This is a genomic window from Bacillus sp. AFS040349 (assembly GCF_002577655.1).
Taxonomy (GTDB): Bacteria; Bacillota; Bacilli; order Bacillales; family Bacillaceae; genus Metabacillus.
In genome coordinates this window covers 49,961-71,420 of the sequence record NZ_NUMC01000078.1, presented here as the reverse complement: position 1 = coordinate 71,420, position 21,460 = coordinate 49,961, and the positions used below count along the sequence as shown (strand labels likewise).

General features: G+C 34.6%; 27 protein-coding genes. 5 read left to right on the top strand and 22 right to left on the bottom strand.

Going from position 1 to position 21,460, the window contains the following annotated elements; translation table 11 throughout:
* Nucleotides 1–185 precede the first annotated feature (185 nt).
* The 8 genes from modB to COD11_RS16630 form a co-directional block, all read right to left on the bottom strand.
* Entirely contained in the window at nucleotides 186–851 is a 666-nt protein-coding gene (gene modB, locus COD11_RS16665) for a molybdate ABC transporter permease subunit (RefSeq protein WP_098798033.1), read from the bottom strand.
* A 56-nt stretch (nucleotides 852–907) separates the two neighbouring features.
* The gene (gene moaD / locus COD11_RS16660) at nucleotides 908–1,141 is read right to left on the bottom strand and encodes a molybdopterin converting factor subunit 1 (protein ID WP_098798032.1); all 234 of its coding nucleotides are present in this window, start codon (nucleotides 1,139–1,141) and stop codon (nucleotides 908–910) included.
* Complete coding sequence (locus tag COD11_RS16655; protein WP_442920035.1) at nucleotides 1,134–1,592, bottom strand: molybdenum cofactor biosynthesis protein MoaE; 459 nt, start codon at nucleotides 1,590–1,592, stop codon at nucleotides 1,134–1,136. The genes moaD and COD11_RS16655 overlap by 8 nt, the downstream gene beginning before the upstream one ends.
* The gene (gene mobB / locus COD11_RS16650) at nucleotides 1,585–2,109 is read right to left on the bottom strand and encodes a molybdopterin-guanine dinucleotide biosynthesis protein B (protein ID WP_098798030.1); all 525 of its coding nucleotides are present in this window, start codon (nucleotides 2,107–2,109) and stop codon (nucleotides 1,585–1,587) included. The genes COD11_RS16655 and mobB overlap by 8 nt, the downstream gene beginning before the upstream one ends.
* On the bottom strand, nucleotides 2,088–3,368 hold the full coding sequence (locus COD11_RS16645) for a molybdopterin molybdotransferase MoeA (RefSeq protein WP_098798029.1): 1,281 nt from the start codon (nucleotides 3,366–3,368) through the stop codon (nucleotides 2,088–2,090). The genes mobB and COD11_RS16645 overlap by 22 nt, the downstream gene beginning before the upstream one ends.
* 31 nt (nucleotides 3,369–3,399) lie before the next feature.
* Nucleotides 3,400–4,011, bottom strand: coding sequence for a molybdenum cofactor guanylyltransferase (locus COD11_RS16640; protein ID WP_098798028.1), 612 nt, complete (start codon nucleotides 4,009–4,011; stop codon nucleotides 3,400–3,402).
* 97 nt (nucleotides 4,012–4,108) lie between these two features.
* A complete protein-coding gene (locus COD11_RS16635; protein WP_098798027.1) occupies nucleotides 4,109–4,567 on the bottom strand; it encodes a TlpA family protein disulfide reductase in 459 nt (152 codons plus the stop codon).
* Between the two features lie 54 nt (nucleotides 4,568–4,621).
* Complete coding sequence (locus COD11_RS16630) at nucleotides 4,622–5,164, bottom strand: peroxiredoxin (protein WP_098798026.1); 543 nt, start codon at nucleotides 5,162–5,164, stop codon at nucleotides 4,622–4,624.
* 333 nt (nucleotides 5,165–5,497) lie between these two features.
* On the opposite strand from COD11_RS16630, the gene COD11_RS16625 reads away from it, so the two are divergent.
* A complete protein-coding gene (locus COD11_RS16625) occupies nucleotides 5,498–6,334 on the top strand; it encodes a mechanosensitive ion channel family protein (protein ID WP_098798025.1) in 837 nt (278 codons plus the stop codon).
* A 134-nt stretch (nucleotides 6,335–6,468) separates the two neighbouring features.
* Here COD11_RS16625 and COD11_RS16620 read toward each other — a convergent pair whose 3' ends face one another.
* The 4 genes from COD11_RS16620 to COD11_RS16605 all read right to left on the bottom strand — a co-directional run bounded on the left by COD11_RS16620 (nucleotide 6,469) and on the right by COD11_RS16605 (nucleotide 9,722).
* Nucleotides 6,469–6,714, bottom strand: coding sequence for a YkuS family protein (locus tag COD11_RS16620; RefSeq protein WP_098798024.1), 246 nt, complete (start codon nucleotides 6,712–6,714; stop codon nucleotides 6,469–6,471).
* 119 nt (nucleotides 6,715–6,833) lie between these two features.
* Entirely contained in the window at nucleotides 6,834–7,964 is a 1,131-nt protein-coding gene (locus tag COD11_RS16615) for an N-acetyldiaminopimelate deacetylase (protein WP_231309415.1), read from the bottom strand.
* Between the two features lie 55 nt (nucleotides 7,965–8,019).
* Nucleotides 8,020–8,730 carry a 2,3,4,5-tetrahydropyridine-2,6-dicarboxylate N-acetyltransferase gene (gene dapD, locus COD11_RS16610; protein ID WP_098798022.1) on the bottom strand — a complete coding sequence of 237 codons (711 nt, stop codon included), beginning with the start codon at nucleotides 8,728–8,730 and terminating at the stop codon, nucleotides 8,020–8,022.
* A 119-nt stretch (nucleotides 8,731–8,849) separates the two neighbouring features.
* Nucleotides 8,850–9,722 carry a transcriptional regulator CcpC gene (locus tag COD11_RS16605; protein ID WP_098798021.1) on the bottom strand — a complete coding sequence of 291 codons (873 nt, stop codon included), beginning with the start codon at nucleotides 9,720–9,722 and terminating at the stop codon, nucleotides 8,850–8,852.
* Between the two features lie 137 nt (nucleotides 9,723–9,859).
* Between COD11_RS16605 and COD11_RS16600 the strand changes: the two genes are divergently transcribed.
* Nucleotides 9,860–10,237: a VOC family protein gene (locus tag COD11_RS16600; RefSeq protein ID WP_098798020.1), complete on the top strand. Its 378-nt coding sequence runs from the start codon at nucleotides 9,860–9,862 to the stop codon at nucleotides 10,235–10,237.
* A gap of 11 nt (nucleotides 10,238–10,248) precedes the next feature.
* Here the strand turns inward: COD11_RS16600 and COD11_RS16595 are convergent, their stop codons facing one another.
* The 6 genes from COD11_RS16595 to COD11_RS16570 all read right to left on the bottom strand — a co-directional run bounded on the left by COD11_RS16595 (nucleotide 10,249) and on the right by COD11_RS16570 (nucleotide 13,889).
* Entirely contained in the window at nucleotides 10,249–11,766 is a 1,518-nt protein-coding gene (locus COD11_RS16595) for an MDR family MFS transporter (RefSeq protein WP_098798019.1), read from the bottom strand.
* A gap of 62 nt (nucleotides 11,767–11,828) precedes the next feature.
* Complete coding sequence (gene cbpB, locus COD11_RS16590) at nucleotides 11,829–12,287, bottom strand: cyclic-di-AMP-binding protein CbpB (RefSeq protein WP_098798018.1); 459 nt, start codon at nucleotides 12,285–12,287, stop codon at nucleotides 11,829–11,831.
* A gap of 222 nt (nucleotides 12,288–12,509) precedes the next feature.
* Nucleotides 12,510–12,695 carry an antirepressor AbbA gene (gene abbA / locus COD11_RS16585; RefSeq protein ID WP_098798017.1) on the bottom strand — a complete coding sequence of 62 codons (186 nt, stop codon included), beginning with the start codon at nucleotides 12,693–12,695 and terminating at the stop codon, nucleotides 12,510–12,512.
* 98 nt (nucleotides 12,696–12,793) lie between these two features.
* Complete coding sequence (locus COD11_RS16580) at nucleotides 12,794–13,312, bottom strand: ribonuclease H-like YkuK family protein (RefSeq protein WP_098798016.1); 519 nt, start codon at nucleotides 13,310–13,312, stop codon at nucleotides 12,794–12,796.
* Between the two features lie 166 nt (nucleotides 13,313–13,478).
* Nucleotides 13,479–13,631, bottom strand: a complete 153-nt coding sequence (locus COD11_RS26930) for a hypothetical protein (RefSeq protein WP_098798015.1) — start codon at nucleotides 13,629–13,631, stop codon at nucleotides 13,479–13,481.
* A 21-nt stretch (nucleotides 13,632–13,652) separates the two neighbouring features.
* Nucleotides 13,653–13,889, bottom strand: a complete 237-nt coding sequence (locus tag COD11_RS16570) for a YkuJ family protein (RefSeq protein WP_098798014.1) — start codon at nucleotides 13,887–13,889, stop codon at nucleotides 13,653–13,655.
* 309 nt (nucleotides 13,890–14,198) lie between these two features.
* Between COD11_RS16570 and COD11_RS16565 the strand changes: the two genes are divergently transcribed.
* Together COD11_RS16565 and COD11_RS16560 are read left to right on the top strand one after the other, a co-directional pair.
* Nucleotides 14,199–15,167 (top strand): MBL fold metallo-hydrolase, encoded by a 969-nt coding sequence (locus COD11_RS16565; RefSeq protein WP_255301635.1) that lies wholly within the window; start codon nucleotides 14,199–14,201, stop codon nucleotides 15,165–15,167.
* Between the two features lie 30 nt (nucleotides 15,168–15,197).
* Nucleotides 15,198–15,437, top strand: a complete 240-nt coding sequence (locus COD11_RS16560) for a glutaredoxin family protein (protein ID WP_098798013.1) — start codon at nucleotides 15,198–15,200, stop codon at nucleotides 15,435–15,437.
* A 274-nt stretch (nucleotides 15,438–15,711) separates the two neighbouring features.
* On the opposite strand, the gene COD11_RS16555 is transcribed toward COD11_RS16560, so the two are convergent.
* The 3 genes from COD11_RS16555 to fadH form a co-directional block, all read right to left on the bottom strand.
* Nucleotides 15,712–15,951 (bottom strand): hypothetical protein, encoded by a 240-nt coding sequence (locus tag COD11_RS16555; RefSeq protein ID WP_231309413.1) that lies wholly within the window; start codon nucleotides 15,949–15,951, stop codon nucleotides 15,712–15,714.
* 95 nt (nucleotides 15,952–16,046) lie between these two features.
* Entirely contained in the window at nucleotides 16,047–17,264 is a 1,218-nt protein-coding gene (locus COD11_RS16550) for an EAL-associated domain-containing protein (RefSeq protein WP_098798012.1), read from the bottom strand.
* A gap of 227 nt (nucleotides 17,265–17,491) precedes the next feature.
* A complete protein-coding gene (gene fadH / locus COD11_RS16545; protein WP_098798011.1) occupies nucleotides 17,492–18,256 on the bottom strand; it encodes a 2,4-dienoyl-CoA reductase in 765 nt (254 codons plus the stop codon).
* Between the two features lie 207 nt (nucleotides 18,257–18,463).
* Between fadH and COD11_RS16540 the strand changes: the two genes are divergently transcribed.
* Nucleotides 18,464–19,327: a metallophosphoesterase gene (locus COD11_RS16540; RefSeq protein ID WP_098798010.1), complete on the top strand. Its 864-nt coding sequence runs from the start codon at nucleotides 18,464–18,466 to the stop codon at nucleotides 19,325–19,327.
* A 10-nt stretch (nucleotides 19,328–19,337) separates the two neighbouring features.
* On the opposite strand, the gene COD11_RS16535 is transcribed toward COD11_RS16540, so the two are convergent.
* Nucleotides 19,338–21,425, bottom strand: coding sequence for a bifunctional diguanylate cyclase/phosphodiesterase (locus COD11_RS16535; RefSeq protein WP_176551118.1), 2,088 nt, complete (start codon nucleotides 21,423–21,425; stop codon nucleotides 19,338–19,340).
* Between the last annotated feature and the right edge of the window lie 35 nt (nucleotides 21,426–21,460).

The following is a 21,460-nucleotide window of genomic DNA, read 5'->3' as shown; positions in this document are numbered from 1 at the left end:
TTTCAAAACAACGAAAGCCCTACCTCTCTTTCGTCCTTACGGCTCCTAGTCCGCGCCAGTGTGAATTGATTAACATCTACTTTTTGCTAATTTGATCACTCACACAACACTAAAACATTAAAGGTTTTAAAGCACTAAATTCTATAATAACCTTTTTTCCTATAACTGTCAAATCACCAGTAACATCAATGTGCTTTCTTATTCATCCATTGAACAATCAATAACATGATCGAGGATATAAGGATCATCGACAATACCCATAACCACGCAAGGTCCATTTTCCCACTATCTATCGCAACATAAATGGCAGTTGAAACAGTTTGTGTCTTTCCTGGTATATTTCCCGCAAACATAAGAGTTGCCCCAAATTCACCTAACGCTCTAGTAAAACTTAAAACAAAACCAGTAAAAATATATTTTATTGTTAATGGAAGAGAGACAAGAAAAAAAACTCCTCTTTCACCAGCTCCGTCTACACGTGCAGCATTTTCAATATCGGTGTCAACATGTTCAAATCCAGCTTTTGTGACTTGATACATAAGGGGAAAAGCCACAACCGCAGCAGCAATAACCCCCGCCCACCAAGTAAAAATTATGGTTTCATTAAAAATGTTCTCAATCACTCGACCTATAGGACTGTTCATTCCAAATATAATGATCAAGAAAAAGCCAATAACAGAAGGCGGCAAAACCAGTGGTAAAATCAATACTGTTTCAACTAACATTTTTCCTTTAAATGAAGATTTTGCCATAAACCTGCCTATTAAAGTACCCATTAATAGAACAAAAACACTGGCAATTAAAGCAATTCTCACTGATAGGAAAATAGGATCCCAAAATTCATATGTCATAATTTATTCCCCATTTAATACACATCTTGTCTATAGTGATTCCTAAACTGATGGTGTCATCCACCACTAACAGGTGGAATAAACGCAACAGTATCTCCTGCCTGTACAAGATCTTCTTCAAGTGCATATTCTTCATTTACAGCAACCATAACATTTTCAAGTGACCCTACTTCATACGTTTGACTAACAAAATCTCTTAATTCTTTAACCGTTAGTGAGTTTTTTTCAATAACAATATTATCCGTTCCAATTTTTTCTTGTAAGTGAGCAAATAAAAGTACTTTAATCATGTTTCTCCTCCACTGGCTTTCCACTTGGATATGGTGTTTTTTCTAATTGATCACCAATCCATGCTTCGCCGTTTTCCCATATTTCTTTTTTCCAGATTGGGACAATTTGTTTAATTCGTTCTATTGCATATTCATTTGCTTCATACGCATCTTTACGATGTGGTGTTGAAACCGCAATAACAACAGCAATATCAGAAATCTCTAATTTTCCAATCCTGTGTGTAATCGCTACTTTTGAATTCTCCCATTTTTCATTTATTTCTTGACCTATTTGAGCAAGCATTTTCACAGCCATTTTTTCATAAGCTTGATATTCTAATGATAATGTTCGTTTACAGTATGTAAATTCCCTTACCGTTCCAATAAACGTTGTTACAGCACCCGCTTCCCTGCGTATTACCTTATTTGTCATTTCTTCTACTGAAATTGGATTTGTTACAATCTCAAACATTGGAATTGTCAATATATTCACCTGCTTTAGTATTTATTAACCAGTTTATACACTCATACATGTTAGAATAAATCCTGAATTTTTCGCTGTAAATTTTCGGTAAAGGAAAGCCAGCTAGAATACAACAAACATTTTCAAGCTTATCTAACAGGTCAATATCTTCTTCTCCTCGAAGTAGAACAACTTTCGGATATCGTTCAAATTTAAAACCCTCAACTAATATCACGTCTAGTTCAAACATATTATATAATGTAATCATTTGTGTGAGAGTTAAACTTAACTTGTCTGTAGACAAAATAAACGATCCATTGCCTTCAACAAGTGATACTTTGGCTCCTGCTTGACGATGCTTTCCTGTATCTTTTTGTTGATCATGATGAAGGGATGCTCCCCCATGTCCATGATGCTTAATTGTGCCTACTTTTAAATGCGCTTCTACACAAGCTTTAATATATTCCGTTACAAATGTCGTTTTTCCACTATTTTGAAACCCGACTACTTGAAGGATTCTGCCCAAGGTTGTTCACTTCCTGTTTGATCTTCAATTAAAAGGACATCAACTGTATCTCCTGCTTTATATCCTCTTGTTCCTCCTGGTAAAACAATAAAAGCATTTGCTTCAGCAAGTGATGTAACGACATTGGATTTGTCTAATCCAACTGGTGTAGCTAGTACCCGCCCATTTTCCATTGAGATAAACCCTCTAACAAAGCGAGTGAAAGGATTTGGCTTTGGAAAATCCTTTCCTAAGGTTGCAGTAACCTTTTGAAGATGCGGATGATTTGAGTTTAAAAAGATCCGAACAATAGGACGTACAAATAACTCAAAACCAACATAACATGCAGACGGGTTGCCTGACAGTCCAAATAATAATTTTCCATTCAACTCAGCTACTGTTGTTACACTTCCTGGTCTCATCGCTACTTTATTGAAAAGAACATTTGCACCTAAACGTTTATAAATTTCGGGCAAATAATCATAGTCACCAACGGAAACTCCCCCCGTTGTAATCAAGAAATCTACCTTTTCTAAGGCACTTGCGATCGCATCATAGCATTTTTCAAGATCATCAGCAAGTTTCCCCAGAAAAACAGGGGCTGCCCCGCTTCGTCTAGCTTGAGCTTCAATCATATATGAATTACTATTTCTTATTTTACCAGGAACAAGCGGCTCCCCAACATTTAGTAATTCACTACCTGTAGCAATAATTCCAATTTTAGGCTTTTTTACTACAGAAACCTTTTCATAGCCGAATGTTGCTAGCAATGCTATAACACCAGGGGTTATATATGTACCTTTTTTTACTAACACGCTACCTTCTGGTGTATCTTCTCCTTTGAATGACACATTGTCTCCCTTTTTAAAAGGTCGTTTAATCGACATAAAAGACTTATTATCTTGTTGAAACATTTTCGTTAATTCCAACATAACAACCGCATCACTTCCTACCGGCATCTGTGCACCAGTCATAATACGAATTGCCTGCATTCTACCTAGTGTATAATCACTAACACTTCCTGCACCAATCTCATCAATTACTTCAAATTCAATAGGATGATCACTTTGAGCATGTATAGTATCGATAGATCTTATCGCGTAACCATCATATGGAGAACGATCAAAAGGTGGTACAGGATGATCTGCAATAAGATCCTCTGCTAAAAAACGACCATAGCTTTCTTGAAGTGTTACCTTTTCACCCTTACCAGCTACAGAATAACCCATTACTTTATTAATTGCTTCTTTTACAGCCAAAGGCTTTCTTTTTTCTATCATCATTTCCACTCCGGTAAATAAAATAGTAAGTTTAATCAGATTCTGCTATTTTATCATTTTTTAGAATTTCAACATAATCATTTGGTGAGTTTATGTTACTAAATATTTTAGAATCTACATCCAATTGATGTTGTAAGACAAAATAAACTGGGACCTTTTCGAACAATGACATCACCTTTAGCTCATTGTTCAATAGCTGATTCTCTACAACAGACTGTATTGAATGGTGATAGATTCCTATTAACGGATGAAGTTTGCCATTTATTTTAGGGATAATTATTTTTGCACCTTCACTTCTATATGTAAGGAGTGTTGATACCACTTTATCTGTTATTAAAGGAATATCACAGGATAGAAACACAAACCATTCAGCCTTTTCATCTTTCATCGCTGTATAAATTCCAGCAAGCGGTCCTTTCCCTTGTACTATTGGATCATCATTCAAAACTTTTATATTCGTTTGTTTTTTTAATTTTTCTATTAAGCTAGGGTGACTAATAATTGCTTGGCTTTCTGTCGAACTTTTGAGTGCTTGTAAGGAATATTCCCAAAATTCCTTACCTTTGTATGTAGCAAATGCTTTTGGACTTCCGAATCTACGTGATTGACCTCCAGCGAGTAAAACACCTAATGTTTCAATCAACTCTGACCCACCCCTTTATAAAAATCTTTACTAATGATTCAAACAAAAAAGTCAGCTACCTTCATGGTAACCGACCAGGTTAAAATAATCTAATAACTTACTCTGCGGATGATTCTAATTCAGCTAGGACGCGATTCACCCGTTTTTCTAGCATTTTCATTCCGCTGCCACCAGCTTGAAAATGCCGAAGCTTTCCTTCCCTGTCGAAAACATAATAGGCAGGAACATATTGATTTTCTAAAGCATCTGTTAGTATATTCTCACTATCAACAAAGATTGACTGAGTGATATCATGCTCAGCTGCAACTTTTTTTATCTCATCCATATTTAAATCATCCTCAGAACGAGGCATATGAACAGCTAAAACATTTAATTTCTTACAATATTGATCGCGGAATTCATTCACTGCAGGCATTGCTTCTTTACACAAGTGACAGCTAATTGACCAAAAATGGATCAGAGTCGGCTTATCTCCAACCAAATCCTCTCTTGATACTTGGCCATTGAGCCATTCCGTTGCACCGTTTAACTCAGGCATCGGTTCACGTAATTTCATTTAGTAACCCCCAAGCATATTGGTAATTGAAAGTAATGATTATTGTATCCGGGATCATAGAGTTGATTGACCTGGTTTCCAGTTAGCCGGGCAAAGTCCACCTGTTTGAAGAGCTTGTAATACACGTAGAGTTTCATCAACATCACGGCCAATATTGTTATGGTTAACAACAGCATATTGAGTTTCACCTTCTGGATTAATAATAAACAACCCACGAAGTGCAATACCTTCTTCTTCAATTAACACACCATAATCACGGGAAACAGAATGGTTCGTATCAGCTGCCAATGGATAGTTTAAATCTCCCAAACCATTATCTTTACGATCAGTCTTAATCCATGCCAGATGGGTATGAATTGTATCTGTTGAAACACCAATTACTTCAGCATCCAAATCTTCAAACTCTTCGTATCGATCAGATAGGGACGTTATTTCTGTAGGACATACAAAAGTAAAGTCCATTGGATAAAAGAAAAGTACAGTCCATTTGTCATTTTTCATATTTTCCTCTAAACTAACTTTTCCAAATTCTTTGTCATCCATTACTGCATCCATCTCAAATCGAGGTGCTTGTTTTCCCACCATACGTTCACCCATAGTTTTTACCTCCGAAAACATTCATATTTTTTAAAATTCAACTTCTATGTAATCTTGCAATACAGTTAATTTACACTCATTAGGGTTATAGTTTTTACCACTATCATTATTGTCCCGATTTAAGAATTTCATGCAAAAGCGCATTGATTGATTTCTAAAAAACCATATCATTTTAGTCAAAATAAGCTAAATTCCTTCATTTTTACACAAAATATGTTTAACATAGTAGAAGTAGGGTATAAATAACTTGTTCTTTCTTTCAAAAATTAGAGCGTAATAACAGGTTGCGTGCAGTATTGAAAGGACCTCTATTTCGAGAAAGGATGTTGTACAATGGATTGGTTTGAGGAAATTGATTGGTCATCATTAATGACTGAAGCAGGAATTATTATTTTAAAACTTATAGGAATTATCATTGCTTTTTTAATCATAAAAGCAATCGGAAACAAAATTATTCGAAGAATGTTTCAACGTTTACAAGAACGTGACAATATTTCATCAGGTCGAGCTTTAACTCTCCAAAGTCTTTCACTAAATGTGTTTTCATATGTGTTAGTTTTTATTATTGTTGTCATGATTTTTGAGGTATTTAACTATAATGCATCTGCATTAATTGCTGGTGCAGGTGTTGTTGGGCTAGCAATTGGTTTTGGTGCACAAGGGTTAGTTAGTGATGTCGTAACCGGATTCTTTCTGTTACTAGAAAAGCAAATTGATGTAGAAGATTATGTTACTGTAGCTGGTTTTGACGGTGTTGTTGAACAAGTAGGGTTACGCACAACTCAAATTAGAGGATTTGATGGGACACTTCATTATGTTCCAAACCGTGAAATCACAAATGTAAGTAACCATTCTCGTGGAAATATGAGAGCATTAGTAGATATTGGAATCTCTTATGATGATAATATTGATAAGGCAATTACTGTTTTACAAGATGTATGTGACAAATTTGCGGCTGAGGATAACACTGTTGTAGAGGGACCAAACGTACTTGGTGTCCAAGCATTAGGTGCATCTGACGTTGTCATTCGTGTGCTTGCAAAGACTGAAAACATGCAGCAATGGGCTGTTGAACGTAAATTACGTAAGGCAATGAAAGAGGCTCTTGATGCAAACGGAATCGAAATTCCATTTCCACATCAAGTATATGTTGAGAAAAAGAGTCAGTAATAGCTTGAGTAAAGAAGGGTATCCTAATTTTTTTAGGTACCCTTTTTATGTTCCTTCATTAGCAACCAATCTTATAGCGGGCAAGTGATTCAGATGAAAAACTAATCTAATCACTTGCCACATAGCCTTTTTTACTAACGGTTTATTTTGCTTTCAACTTGCTGACAGATTTCATCAGCAGACATACCGCTTGCCTGAATAACAGATCCAGCTGTCACTACATTACTAATTCCCATTACGTTAGAATCCTGTCCTGTAATGACACAGCAGTCACAACCTTTTGCATCATTTTCATTTTTTAATTGGACAACGTCATAGCCTTTTTCTTGTAAAGCAGAAGTTACATCAGATAGTGATTGTTCTACACCGATTTTTGCCATAATTTATCCACCTCCTACATGTATTGTGTACATGGTTGGATAAAATATACTTTAATTCTTTTTCGTTTTTTAACTATGTAACTCAACCTTGTCTATTTTGGCATTTAAAAACCCAATCATTATGATTGGGTTGCTTTGAACGAAATATATTTACTCATAACATTTACTGCAACGTCAATTGCCTCTTCATCTGGTTGAAGTTTTGCATGATGTAATCCGTATGATGAATTAACCCCAAGCCAAAACATGAATCCAGAAACTTGATCGACCATATAACCAAAATCTTCACCAGTCATTGCTTCTGAACACTCATTTACATGGTAAGAAGTATTTTTAGATATATAATCCATAAATTCTGTTGTTAGTTCTTCATCATTAAAGACTTGATGATACATAGATCCATAATCAATTTTGGCTTGACATGAATATCCGATTTCTATTCCTTTTACGATTGCTTCAATTCTTTCCTTTACCCTATCCATTGATTCAACTGAAAGCGTACGAATGGTTCCTTCCAATCTAGCATTTTCAGCTATAATGTTCTGGACTGTTCCACCAGTTATTTTTCCAATCGTAATAACTGCACTATCTAATGGATCGACATTACGAGCAACGATTGATTGCAGCTGAGTAACAAGCGAGCAAGCCGCAACAACCATATCATTTGTTGTATGAGGATATGCAGCGTGTCCTCCTCTTCCTTTGAGATCTATGAACAATTCGGAGGTATTTGCAAAAAGCAAACCAGGTTTTGTCGCAATTGTACCTACTGGAAGCTCAGGAGAAATATGAAGTGCAGTAATAATGTCCGGTCTCCATTCTTGGGCAATTTCACTATTTAACATTGGTTCCGCTCCACCAGGACCTTCTTCTGCTGGCTGAAATAAAAACAAAACATTATCAGAAATAGGATTTTCAATAAAATGCATAAGAATTCCGATTGCAATTGTCATGTGCAAGTCATGTCCACATGCATGCATAAAACCAGGATGTTCAGATTGGAAATCATAATCGGTTTCCTCAGTTATTGGCAAGCCATCAATATCCGCTCGGTAGCCAATTGTTTTATTAGGGTTCGTCCCTTTTACTAACGCAAAAATTCCTGTTTTCCATGTTCTTACTTCCAAACGGTCTTGTGGCAGCTTATTTAATAAATCTAGTAAATACCGCTGTGTTTTGAATTCCTGGAAACCAATCTCTGGGATCCGATGAAGATCCCTGCGAATTTGAATGAGATGTTCTTTCCCCAATCCGACCATTCCTCTCTATACTTAAGGCGTGGATCATGATCCACGCCTTTTGTTCTTATAGCTGTCTTAATTCTTGCATGATTTCAGTTTTTGATTTAGTGCTATCGTCAATATCTTTAATTTTACGAGCTGGAGCACCGTAAACAACTGTGTAAGGCTCAACATCTTTTGTTACGATTGAACCTGCACCAACAACGGCACCTTTACCAACTGTTACACCCTCAAGTACAACAACATTAGCTCCGATCATAACATCGTCTTCAATAACAACCGGTTTTGCAGAAGGTGGCTCAATAACACCAGCTAATACAGATCCAGCACCGATATGACAGTTTTTACCAACAGTCGCACGACCACCAAGTGTAGCATTCATATCAATCATTGTCCCTTCACCAATAACAGAACCGATATTGATTGAAGCCCCCATCATAATAACAGCATTATCACCTATTTCAACTTGATCACGAATGATTGCGCCAGGCTCAATACGTGCTTTAATACCTTTAAGATCAAGTAAAGGAATTGCAGAATTACGTCGATCGTTTTCTACAACATAATCCTCAATATTATTTTTGTTATTTTCTAACGCTTCTTGAATTTCTGCCCACTCTCCGAAAACAACACCAGTGTTTCCAGTAATAAATGTTTTTGCAGAATCCCCAAAGTTTACACCTTCAAGATTTCCTTTAACGTAAACTTTTACAGGTGTTGATTTTGTGCTGTTTTGTATAAATGAGATAATCTCATTTGCATCCATCATTTTCATATGTATATCCTCCTTGTACATTTCAGTCATTCTTTACTGTATCAAAGGATTCATCGGTTGACAAGCTATCTGCTAAATTTGTCATCTAGTCAGTTATATTTTATATTTTTAATCAAATTTCAAGTATTTTTATACTCTTCCACTACTTCTAAAAATGCTTTAACTTGTTTTAATTCAAATGACGATTCAAAACCTAACAACCATGTATCTCTTTCAATAGGTTTACCCTCTTCATCTAGAAGTGGAATTCTATAAACATCCTGCTGTTCTTCTTTAAGGGTAACAGAAGGAAGAATCGCGTAACCGATTCCATTAAGAGCCATTTGTTTACAAGTTTCAATCTGATCAACAACAATTGTTCTTTTAGGTGAAGTATGAAATTGTCTGTGCCACCAATCCTGAATTTCTTGATAATAAGACGAATCACTTTTAAATTGAATAAAAGGTCTTTCTGTATGTAGAACTTCTTCTATATTGTTAATTTCTGTGTCTACTAAATACAAAGTATCTGTTAATAAATGCTTCTTTATACCTTTCCAATCTGGATTTCCCCGAATTATCCCTAAATGCACGTGATCTTCGTACATACTTCTTAAAATCTCGCTGCTCCATCCAGTAATAAGAGATATTTTTGCATGTGGATATTTTCTTACATATGTTTTTAAAACACTTGGCAACCAATGCTGACCTATGATAGAGGCTACAGCAAGCTTCAACGTGCCATGAACTTCTCCTTCCAATTCTAATATTTGTTCCTTTACTTTCTCCTCTTTCAAAACAACTTCACGTGCATATTGAATAACTTTCTCACCGGCTGGAGTTAGTGTTAACCCTTTTTGAGAACGAACAAAAATTTGTATTCCCCACGACTTTTCAATTGTTTGCAATCTCTGTGATAAAGCTGGCTGTGAAACAAATAGACGTTCAGCAGCCTTTCTCATATTCATTTCCTCCGATAAAACAACAAGCATTCGAAGCTCTGATGTTTGCATATAGCACCTACTTTATAAGTTTTTCTTATAATATGTATCAAAGAATATCTAATTTTATTATATTGATTTTAATTGTATGATAAGGATGAATAAAGGGTTTGTAAAGTAATAATTTCACCAGAAAAGGGGAATTGTTTATGACATTGAAAATAACAGGACTTGATCATATTCAAATATGTGTCCCTACTGATCAAGAAGAAACCGCTCGTGAATTCTACCTTAACATATTAAACTTTGAGGAAATTGAAAAACCGAAGACTCTAAAGAAAAACGGCGGTTTTTGGTGTTGTGCAGGCGATGCTTTTCTTCATATAGGAGTAGAGGAGTGTGATGCAATCATAACAAGCAAGCGTCATCCAGCATTTATTGTCGAAGATATTATGGAAACAAGAAAGCACTTGGAACACTATCAGGTTCCTATTAAAGAAGATACACCTATTCCCGGGATTGTTAGATTTTCATGCTTTGATCCGTTTAACAACAGAATTGAATTATTACAAAGAATAGATGACTGAAAGACTAATGCTTACACATCAGCCTTTTGCTTTTTAGGTAAAAACAATATGAACAAAAAACTTAAAACGGCAAACCCAAATACTACCCAATAAACATCATTTAAAGCTATTTCAAGTCCTTCCTGTAAAAGAGATCTTGCCTGTGCTGTTAATTCATTTCTTTGCTGATCATCGAGTAACATAGTAGTGGAGTCAAGATTCATTTCATCCTCAACACCTTTACTTGAATAAAACGCAAGAAGCTGACTATTTAAAATTCCTCCTAAAAGTGCTGCACCTACTGTACTACCGACATTTCTCATAAACATATTAGTAGCGGTTGCAACGCCTCTTGTATTCCAAGAAACGGTGCTTTGAATGGAAACTATAAAAGCAGTAGTTGTTAACCCCATCCCAATCCCTATCAGAAAAGATCCAAACGCAGCGAATAATGGACTATCACTTCCAGATAGTATCGTAAACACAATACTTCCTAAAATAAGAGAAACTCCTCCCAAGATGGAGGTAGTACGGAAGCCAATTGACAATATGGCTTTTCCTGAAATTGTCGCAGCTATTGGCCAGCCTATGGACATTGTTGTCAATGTTAACCCAGCAATGATTGGTTTTTCCTCCATAACACCTTGAACAAAGGTAGGCAAAAACGTCGATAAGCCGATTAATATAATTCCAGTTGTTAAAGAAGTTAAGTTTGCTATTAAAATTGAGCGCTCACGCCAAAGCTCAAATGGCATCATAGGATCATCTACTTTACGCTCATAAAAAACAAAAATCACCAAACTTAGAAGCGAGAGTAAAGCCAGACTGACAATAGGCCCGGATAGCCAGTCCCAACGCACCCCTCCTTCTACAAGAATAAACATAAATGTAGTTACAAATAACGTTAAAAGTAAGGCACCAACATAATCAATTTTTGGCTTACTCTTTTCAATTTCCTCATGCAGAAATAAATATAATCCAATTATTGCTAATATTCCTAATGGAACGTTAATCCAGAAAACAAATCGCCAGCTTACAAATTCGACTAATAAACCACCAATTGCTGGCCCCATGATAGCCGAGATTCCCCACACACTTGATAAGTAACCTTGTATTTTGGCCCGTTCTTCTTTTGTATAAATGTCTCCTACTATAGTTGATGCTATCGGCATGACTGCACCTGCTCCAAATCCTTGAACAAAACGGGCAAATATAAGCCATTCCATTGATGACGCTAATCCACAAAGAATAGAACCCATCAAAAAAATAACAATCCCAACAGTTAATACTGGTTTTCGTCCAAAAATATCAGATAATTTCCCATATATTAAGACTGTAACAGCATTCATTAATAGGTATGACGAAAACACCCAGCTATATAAAGAAAAGTCTTCAAGTTCTGCAACAATTGCCGGCATAGCTGTTGCAACAATTGTTGCTTCAATTGCCGCCATAAACATAGCTAACATAACAGTAGCCAATACATATGGTCTCTTGGTTATTACAGAATTTCTTTGCCTAAATGTTAAAAATTCTTTTCCTTCTCCCATTACTTGATCCGCCTTTTATGTAATATGAAAACGGTGTAAATTTTTACACCGCTTAAGAATTTCTATTTATTATGTTGATTATTATTTAATAGATGAATATGTTTCTTTAACTGCTTTAAGATTGCCCTTCTTGTAAAAATCCCTTCGAATATCTTCTCATCATTTTGCACACAAATAAAAGGATTGTTTACAACAAGATCCAGTCCTTTTTCTAAAGAGTCATTTAAAAAGAGTCTTGGTATTTCTGTATTCATCACTTCTTCTACTTTCATATTTTCTAATCTTTCAAATTCTATCCTCTCTAGACCAAAGATATTGTCCAATATTAAATTCATCCCAATAAGACCGTGAAGCTTAAAAGTTGGGTCCAAAACAGGAATGGCTGTGTATCCTGTCTTAGTTAAAACAAGTAAAGCATGCTCTAAATTATTTCCAATTTGAACATGTGCAACCTTATCTCCAGGAATCATTAAATCTCTAATGGTTAAACCCATTAATTCATTGGCGTCAATACTAAACATAGCTGTTCTTCCTCTCTAAAAAACTTTTCTATATTATAAAAGAGGTAATGAATAATCCAAATCTATCATATCATAAAAGCTATCGTATATGTTTCATTTGATCTTTTCTAACACTCATTCAGCAAAGCAATTTTGATCTTCCTAAACTTAGGAACAAATAAAAAAATGATACTCATTATATGAGTATCCACTTTTAATCTTTCTATTTTAAGTAGAGAATAACTATTTTATTCTCAATCTGTCATATAACAACTTAAGTTGATGATAATATCCCTCATCCACCTGTATTAAACCTGATTCAATATCATTTATTTCACTGCTAATTAATTCAATAGCGTAATCTTGTCTTAAGAGCGTTTCTACTAAAAGCTTTTGCTCATCATACGATAATCTATCAATTGTCTCCATTGAAGAATCCCCCCATGAAATTGGTTGCTTTCCCTAAGCATAATCAATTCAAAAGTGGGGAGTCAAACGCAAGTTTCGACAATAATACTAAATTCCCATTATTTTGTATATCGATTTGCGTAACTGAATGCCGTGTATGAATCTGGTTTTATTTTCGCTTCAATTCCCATCGCTTCTATGCGACCTGTCATTTCCTGAATTAACTCCTTTGTTAATCCTTTTCTTCCTATATCAAGATGAATTTCAAAAACTAAATCTGCTCCTTCATCTGAAAAAGGAATTAATACATCTGTTAACTGTTCTAAATATTGAGAAGTAAAGTAGTAAGCAATTTCTTGACTAAGTGCAGTTTCCAGCGAAATTTTTTCACGAATACTCGAAATTGGCCTATTCACACTATGGTACTTTAAACATCCCCATGCACCTTTGCCAACACGATGTACATGTATGGCTGTTATAAACTTAGTCTCTGTTTGATGAACATGTGAGTCTGAACCAATTGACAATACATAAAGTGAACGTGGATCCTTTAACATAAAGCCTTTTATACGCTCAATTACAGTTTGGAAGGACATATTCTTCTCAGAGACATTATAAAAGGTGAAAGATTCGTTCATGTCACATCTCCTTGTCAATGATTTCATTTTTCAAAAGAGTTTTTCCCTTCTACCTCACTATATGTATGAAACAAGGAATATTATGAGTATTTCTCATTAATTCTAACTAACTCATAGCAAACGTATAATTACGCAGAAAAAAAAGTAGCCATACCTTAAGGCATGGCTACTTTCCTTTACTAGTCTCAATGTTTTTAATGGTTGCATGACAATGAGCGCACGTAAAGATAACATTTTGATTAGATTGAGCTGTTAATGATTCTGATAGTGGTCCTTGTCCATGACATGATGGACAAATAACAAAAGGCTCTTTTCTCATTTTGCCTCCTTACTCCGTTAGTTACTGGAGGAGATCAAAAATTTCCATCGCAATCATATCAATATTGTCGAACTGGTAAGATTGAGGTTTTTCACCCTTTTGATAAACCTCTAGTTCAAACGTGCTGTTTTTATCAAAATATTTTACACTACAGCGTTTTTCACCTTCTACTTCGAAAAAACGTTGAACTGGTTCTCCAGACCCCGCATTTTCTTGTAAATTTTGAAGTCTTGTAATAATACCTAAAAGTTGTGACACTAGAATATCCCCCTTCCGGAAGAGTTAACGTATAACTAATTCCTCATATTTTATTGTTTTACTCTACCATACATTCTATCCACTAAACAACGATTCAATAATCAGTATCTTTACTTTGTGCCATATCAATTTTACACTATGTATATAAGGATTTCCAAGGAAATTGACATAGTTTTGACAAACGTTGATTTATTAATATCAACAATCCAACTGAAGCAACAAAAACTGCCTTGATATTAATTGCTAGGAAATCACTTTCACCCTCGTCAGTCAAAAAAATCCGTGTTTAAAACAAGGGGGAAATTAATTTTGGCACTTACAAAAAAGATTAATGATCGAATAACAATCATCGACACAATGGATTTAGGAATGCAAGGTAGAACAAGTTGCTATGTTCTTCAGGATGAAAAACAGGTAGTCCTTTTTGAACCGTCAGCAAGCCCTTCAGTACCTCATATCCTAGAAGGACTAAACGAGCTAAACATTCCGTTTGAATCAATAGCCTATATTATTGTAACACATATTCATCTAGACCATGCCGGTGGAGCAGGATTACTTTTAGAAAAGTGTCCCAATGCAAGGCTAATTGTCCATCCAAAAGGTGCTAGGCATATGATTGATCCCTCAAGATTAATTGCTGGTGCAAGAGCAGTCTACGGTGAAAGCTTTGATCGTTTGTTCCATCCAGTACTTCCAATTGCTGAAGATCGAATCATAATTAAGAAACATCTTGATACTCTTGAATTAAGTAATCACTGCACTCTAACCTTTTATGATTCTCCAGGTCATGCAAATCATCATTTTAGTATTCATGATTCTGTAAGCAATGGAATATTTACAGGGGATACGATTGGGGTTTTTTATGGGGTTCTACCTGAAAACAATAAGGAATTTTACCTACCTTCTACATCGCCTAATCAATTTGACCCAGAAGCTATGCTTCATTCTGCAAAAATGATTGAAAATTTAAATGTGAGTTTAATTTATTTTAGTCATTATGGAGTCAGTAAAAATCCAAACAGGGTAATTAATGAATTGAGAAAGTGGTTACCTCAATTTTTACAAACAGCTCAGCAAACTCTTACTAGCAATAGCTTTGAAACCATTCAACAAGCAAGTAAACAGGTAAATATTGAATTAGAAAACCTTGTTTCTCGAGTGTTAGCTGAACAAAAAGTTACACTTTCTAATGATGTTCATGATATGGTATTACTTGATTTATCAGTTTGTGCTCAAGGCCTTGTTGATTACATTTATAAACTTGAACAAAAAAAGTAAAAATCTATATAAAATGTAAGGGGGATATGAGTGAAAAAAGTTACAGTTTATACTCAACCAAGTTGTCCACCATGTCAGGTGGTAAAGAAGTTTTTAGAGCATCATCAGATTTCCTATATTGAAAAAGATGTTTCAATAGACTTAGATGCAAGAAACACACTGATCAATGAATTACAATCTACTTCCACACCAACTGTAACAGTTGATGATGCAGTAGTAACAGGTTTTGATTTACAAAAGCTTGAAAAGTTATTGGAGATTGAAAACTGAAGAATCAAGAAAGAAAAAAAGCTTGGTGACCAGCCAAGCTTTTTCCGTCTATTAAAAGGGGTTTGGGGAAAATCGAGAGTTTAATGACTAATCAAGCTCTACAAGCACATTCTAAGGTGATGAAAAAGGTTTCACCTCCGTAAAAATGTTTTATGTAGTTCTAGATTGTTTTATTCTCTTTCTTAACTACAATGATAATGATTATCAGTTTCATTGTCAACGTTTTTTTAATCAGTTTCTACAAAAAAAACAGCGGAAAACCTATCCGCCGTTTTTACCATGATATTGTAAATGCCAAATAAAAAATATATGCAAGTGAAAGAACAGCTGCAATTAAATAAGTTAGAAATACTGGGTTGCGAGTATAAGGATGATCTTGAACCTTTTCATTAATTTGAGTATCATATTTTGCTTTTCTTTCACTTACAAGTTTTCCTACCTTAAATGTATAAATTAAGCTTGAAGCCAATATAAGCAATGCTATCACACCGAGTACCATTGTTAAGTAGGTCATCTTGCTGTCACCCCTTCTATAAATAGGATGACTCATTACCTGCAAATTATTCTTTCAGTACCTCAATGAATACTAACCAGTTGAGGGTGGAAAATTTATAATAAGCCATCTGCCTCATATAAATACTCGTAGGATAAATCAATAAAAAGATACAGATTTTGATCTAGTGGATACGAAAAAGTTCTAATCAACTCACCAGTCTCTATGTCACTATAAACATCACTTAAAAAGCCCTTTTGATCAAATCTCATTCTTATAATATTTGCTAAAAAGTATGGTCTCCAACTCCAATTTTTTAAATAATACTGAGGTTGGATTTCCCAATTATCTTTTTTGAATATATTAACGGATTGCTGAAATCCATCTTCATCGCAAATATATATGCGAAAACAACAATCGTCTAACTCATTTGAGAGTTGTTCAAGTAATTGTTTATAATCAATATATTGCTTACCAATTCTATTAAGCATTTGCTGGACTCTTAGGTTAAACTGTTCAGTAAAGTTATATAATCCTTCTAGTTTTTTCTTCTCAGAGCTTATATAACGCTGAAATTCTAACCTAAGTCTTTCTTTACAATCGTCCCTCTCAATAAAATTACGAGTTGGTTTGTTTAGAAAGTATCCCTGATAATATCTACCACCATTTTTCCATGCATATTGAAGCTGAAAATTAACTTCAATATCTTCGTATAAAAGAGTTGCCCCAATTTTCCGTGCTAACAAAGAAATTGAATAAAGAACATCATAATAAGATTGAAGTGGTGAAGTTAATCGGAGAGGCTGTAAATCTATTTTCAATATATCGGGTGATAAAAGGCCAATTCGATCTAAATTGCTACCTGCCTTGCCGATATTATCAATAGCAACTTTAATACCATAAGTTCTGTAATAAAGTAAAAGATGATACAGTTGTTCAATATCTCCTAGAAAATTATGTTCTGTAATTTCCAGTACAATTTGATTTAAGTGTAATCCTTTTTCTTGTTTTTCTATTAAAGTATGCAAAAAATCTTCACCATGATCTAGCATAAGCAAATTTGCATCTCGATTAATGAATAGCATCAGTTCTTGGTTATTAAGCTTTAAAAATTCATCTATTGCTATATGTAGTAAATGATCATCGACTTCAATCCGATATTCATCTGGAATACTTTCATCATGAAAAAATGAGCCAAGGCTATCTATTTGATCATTGATTTTTATTCTCCCTAATACCTCATAACCAATAACTGTTTGTTCATCTGCACTGAAAATTGCTTGATAATATGGAAAAACTTTATCCAAATTCGTTAAAACGTCTAACGGATCCATTGCAATCCCCTCACCTATATCTATCTAGAAAGTAATCATATTATAGCATAGTCCGGAAAAGATTAGGCAAAATTGTAACTAAAGGGATTTTTTTGTAAATTAATTAAGGCTTTCAAAGATATTAAAGAGGGAACAATAAAGCTGCCAAAACACCTTCATGACTAAAAGGAATTGACAGCCATCTTATCAAATAATCAGACTTTAAATTAGGTTTGAATTATCACATTTTAAAATGGTCGTTGATTTAACCATTGACCGCCATCCATTGTGATGCATTCACCGTTTATATAAGATGCTTCATTTGATAATAAGAATGCTGAGAGCGCTGCAATTTCTTCCGGAGTTCCTAATCGACCTAGTGGCACACTATTTAAAGTACGTTCAGCAGCTTCCTTTGATTCCCATAAACGATCAGCTCCACCTGTTCTTTCAATTGGACCAGGTGCGATAGCGTTTACTCTAATCCCATATTTACTGCCCCATTCAACAGCAAGTGTTCTTGTCATTGAAAGCACTCCAGCCTTTGCAGCAGCTGAATGAATAACACCTGCCCCGGCTCCCCATGCATATGTAGCCACCATATTCAAAATTGATCCCTTTACTTTTTTCTCAATCCAGTACTTTCCGATTGCGGAAGAACAATAAAATGTCCCGTTTAACACAATGTCTATTACGGCCTTCCAACCATTTATAGAAAGATTTTCAGCAGGGCAGATAAAATTCCCTGCAGCATTATTAACAAACCCATCAATTTTTCCAAATTTAGTATCAACGTGCTGAATCATTTCTGATATTTTTTCAGGATCTCTTACATCAAGTTGTATTGGAAGGACCTGTCCATCATATGTTTGAATCTCATTTTTCGCTTCATTCAGTTTTTCTAGTGTTCGACCAATTATAACAACCTTGGCACCATCTTCAGCAAACCGTTTTGCCATAGCTTTTCCCATCCCACTTGAGCCACCTGTAACAATAATAACATTATCCTTCATAATCATTTTCCCCCTTGTGTAATGAATGACCATTCATTCATATCTTAACATAATTACACTTCTGTTTCTATTCAAATAGTATGAAATGGTTCTTTAAATTGAAGCATGATATACTTATATTGAAGAATATTTTTTCAGGTACGGACGTAAATAAAAAAAATGACTTAATATATATGAATAAAACACGGAGAAATGGTTGGTAGAAACATGACAAAATTATATTCAAGAAGATCTTTTTTAAAAGGTCTTCTTTCCTTTTCTTTTGCAAGCTTCTTAACAGCAGCAGGTGGTTATACATATGCCAGGTATATTGAGCCTACTTTTTTAGATAAAAACATTCTTTCACTGTCACATCCAAACATCCCAAAAGCATTCGAAGGTTTTAAAATCGTACAATTTAGCGATACACATTTAAGTGAATTTTTCACATTAGAACGACTAGAAACAATTGTGAAGGAAATCAATTCTCTTTCTCCTGATTTATTGCTTTTCACTGGTGACTTAATGGACGAACCAAATCAATATGAGAAAATAAATAAGATTGTTCCAGTTCTTGAAAAGTTAGAGGCACCATTTGGAAAATACGCTGTTTACGGGAATCATGACCATGGTGGTTACGGTACTGATATTTATCGAAATGTTATAACAATGTCTGGGTTTACATTATTACAAAATGAGGTTGCAAATATAAAAATGGTTGATGGTAGTAAAATAGCCATTGCAGGAATTGATGACCTTATGCTTGGGAAACCCAGTTATGATGCGACACTAGGAAATTTAAATAAAGATATGTTTAATATTCTATTAGCTCATGAACCAGATGCAGCACTTGAGTCAAAAAAGTATCCTGTTCACTTACAGCTTTCAGGTCATAGTCATGGCGGACAAATTCAACTGCCCTTTATCGGACCGCTAATTACACCACCTTATGCTACTGAATATATTGAGGGTTTATATGATGTGGAAAAGATGAAGCTTTATGTTAATAGAGGATTAGGCACAACTAGACTTCCGTTTAGGTTTTTATCTGTTCCAGAATTAACTCAGTTTACACTCCACTCATTAAAATAGGCTAAAGGATCTAATCCTTCAGCCTATTGGTGATTTCTTCGGGTGGGATTGGCTTGCTAAAGTAAAAACCTTGTCCCTTTTGACAGTTTAGCGTTTTTAAAAAATTCAACTGCTCCAACGTTTCAATTCCTTCTGCTACAACTAAGAGTCCTAAATTTTCGGCGATAGAAAGGATTGTTTTGACGATTGCCTCATCTTTTTGATCGGTTAACACTTCTCGAATAAATGATTGGTCAATTTTTAAGGAGTCAATAGGAAATTGTTTTAAATACATTAGAGAAGAATATCCTGTGCCAAAATCATCAATTGAGATAGCTACTCCAATTTCTTTTAACCTACTCATAATATGCAATGCTTCATCTACATTTTGTAAGGCACCTTCTGTAATCTCAAATTCAATTTGATTAGGATTTATATAATACTCACTAAATAAGCTCTTTATTTTTTCTACTAAATAAGGTTGTTCAAACTGCTTAGCTGATAGATTTATAGCTAGTACAATTTCACCTAAACCTTCTTTTTTCCATTGCATAAGCTGTTTGCATGCTTCCTCAATTACCCATTCGCCTATAGAAATAATCAATCCTGACTCCTCTGCAATGGGCACAAATTTAGCAGGCGAAACATTTCCTAAGTGTGAATTTTCCCATCTCAATAATACTTCATAGCTTACGATCTCATTTGTATGCAAGTCAACTTGTGGTTGATAATGCAATTTTAATTCATTGTTTCCTATAGACCTTCTTAGAGCAGTTTCCATAGATAATAACTCGTTGGTATTTTTATCCATAGCCTTATGATAATGTTGATATTGTGCCCTGCTGCTTTGCTTTACAACATATAGTGCTTTATCCGCATTCATGATTAATGAGTCTTCATCCTGACAATCATCAGGATATATACTTATACCTATGCTAATTGAAACATAGTATAAGTTGTCATTGATAGAAAAAGGGTCTTTAAACATATCCAGAATTTGTGAGGCAACCTTGCTTGCCGCTTCTACATTAGATGATGGCAAAACAATGATGAATTCATCTCCTCCATGACGGTATACATTAAATTCAGGAGAGTTTATACTTAACAGCCGTTTTCCAACCTCTATTAAGATTTGATCACCATTATTATGTCCAAGAGTATCATTTAACATTTTAAAGCGATCTAAATCCATAAACATTAAAGCCAAAGGTGTTTGATTTTGTTTAGAAATCTCCATTACTTTAGGTAAGTCTTTTTTTAACGCACTTCGATTATACAATCCAGTAAGAGAATCATGATATGCAAGGTGCTCAATTAGCTCCGCATGCTTTACCTTCTCTGTGATATCCCTTAATATAAAAAAGATTCCACTTACTGTTTCATTTATCATAATAGGCACAGTTTTATAATGAACATTTAATCTGTTTTGCTTTTGAATAAGAACCGCTTCTCCTTCAGAAGATTCTCCATTAATAGATCGTTGAAATGCATGTTGTATTTCTAGATGATAGCTGTATTCAAATAGCGAGAAAACGCTCACATTAATATATTCATCGTCTACCTTGAGTATTCTTTTAGCAGAATGATTAAACGAACAGATCACTCCATCATTATCAACTGATAAAACTGCATCCATATTGAAATCAACAAGTGATTTATACATTTGTTGACTTTCTATTAACAAGGTCTTTTCATGAACCCTTTCTGAAATATCTCTAGTTACACCAATAATATAAATAACATCAGCATCATCATTTTGTATTGGTGTTAAAATGGTTTCACCATATGCAAAATGGTTTTCATCAATTTTTACTCTATCTTGGAATGTGGTTGCCATTTTATGATTTTTCACAAATGTATATTTCTCATTTAATTCATCTGCACTCTTTGCAGGTTGGAGGTCGTAAAAGGTCTTCCCCGCATAATTATTGTCAAGCTTTGCTCTTATTTTCCCCATTTCATTCACAAATAAATAAGTAAATGAACCATCAATTTCAACCTTCATAATAAATATCAAATCATTGATATGCTTTAAAATAATTTGAAAAATAAACGATTCAATTACTGATAGCTTTTTGTCGTTATTAAAGTCTTTTTTTAAGTTTAAAAAATCGGTCATCCCCATCATCCTGTACATGTCTATTTATAATGTTT

Excerpts from the sequence above, each read along its gene's own strand:
- COD11_RS16580 (WP_098798016.1), bottom strand. The coding sequence starts at position 13,312 with ATGAACGAATCTTTCACCTTTTATAATGTCTCTGAGAAGAATATGTCC.
- COD11_RS16540 (WP_098798010.1), top strand. The coding sequence starts at position 18,464 with ATGACAAAATTATATTCAAGAAGATCTTTTTTAAAAGGTCTTCTTTCC.
- COD11_RS16555 (WP_231309413.1), bottom strand. The coding sequence starts at position 15,951 with ATGACCTACTTAACAATGGTACTCGGTGTGATAGCATTGCTTATATTG.
- fadH (WP_098798011.1), bottom strand. The coding sequence starts at position 18,256 with ATGAAGGATAATGTTATTATTGTTACAGGTGGCTCAAGTGGGATGGGA.
- COD11_RS16600 (WP_098798020.1), top strand. The coding sequence starts at position 9,860 with ATGACATTGAAAATAACAGGACTTGATCATATTCAAATATGTGTCCCT.
- COD11_RS16645 (WP_098798029.1), bottom strand. The coding sequence starts at position 3,368 with ATGATAGAAAAAAGAAAGCCTTTGGCTGTAAAAGAAGCAATTAATAAA.
- COD11_RS16605 (WP_098798021.1), bottom strand. The coding sequence starts at position 9,722 with ATGCAAACATCAGAGCTTCGAATGCTTGTTGTTTTATCGGAGGAAATG.
- COD11_RS26930 (WP_098798015.1), bottom strand. The coding sequence starts at position 13,631 with ATGAGAAAAGAGCCTTTTGTTATTTGTCCATCATGTCATGGACAAGGA.
- moaD (WP_098798032.1), bottom strand. The coding sequence starts at position 1,141 with ATGATTAAAGTACTTTTATTTGCTCACTTACAAGAAAAAATTGGAACG.
- COD11_RS16630 (WP_098798026.1), bottom strand. The coding sequence starts at position 5,164 with ATGGGTGAACGTATGGTGGGAAAACAAGCACCTCGATTTGAGATGGAT.
- COD11_RS16550 (WP_098798012.1), bottom strand. The coding sequence starts at position 17,264 with ATGGATCCGTTAGACGTTTTAACGAATTTGGATAAAGTTTTTCCATAT.
- dapD (WP_098798022.1), bottom strand. The coding sequence starts at position 8,730 with ATGAAAATGATGGATGCAAATGAGATTATCTCATTTATACAAAACAGC.
- COD11_RS16535 (WP_176551118.1), bottom strand. The coding sequence starts at position 21,425 with ATGACCGATTTTTTAAACTTAAAAAAAGACTTTAATAACGACAAAAAG.
- COD11_RS16635 (WP_098798027.1), bottom strand. The coding sequence starts at position 4,567 with ATGAAATTACGTGAACCGATGCCTGAGTTAAACGGTGCAACGGAATGG.
- COD11_RS16655 (WP_442920035.1), bottom strand. The coding sequence starts at position 1,592 with ATGTTTGAGATTGTAACAAATCCAATTTCAGTAGAAGAAATGACAAAT.
- abbA (WP_098798017.1), bottom strand. The coding sequence starts at position 12,695 with ATGGAGACAATTGATAGATTATCGTATGATGAGCAAAAGCTTTTAGTA.
- modB (WP_098798033.1), bottom strand. The coding sequence starts at position 851 with ATGACATATGAATTTTGGGATCCTATTTTCCTATCAGTGAGAATTGCT.
- COD11_RS16625 (WP_098798025.1), top strand. The coding sequence starts at position 5,498 with ATGGATTGGTTTGAGGAAATTGATTGGTCATCATTAATGACTGAAGCA.
- COD11_RS16595 (WP_098798019.1), bottom strand. The coding sequence starts at position 11,766 with ATGGGAGAAGGAAAAGAATTTTTAACATTTAGGCAAAGAAATTCTGTA.
- cbpB (WP_098798018.1), bottom strand. The coding sequence starts at position 12,287 with ATGTTTAGTATTGACGCCAATGAATTAATGGGTTTAACCATTAGAGAT.
- COD11_RS16620 (WP_098798024.1), bottom strand. The coding sequence starts at position 6,714 with ATGGCAAAAATCGGTGTAGAACAATCACTATCTGATGTAACTTCTGCT.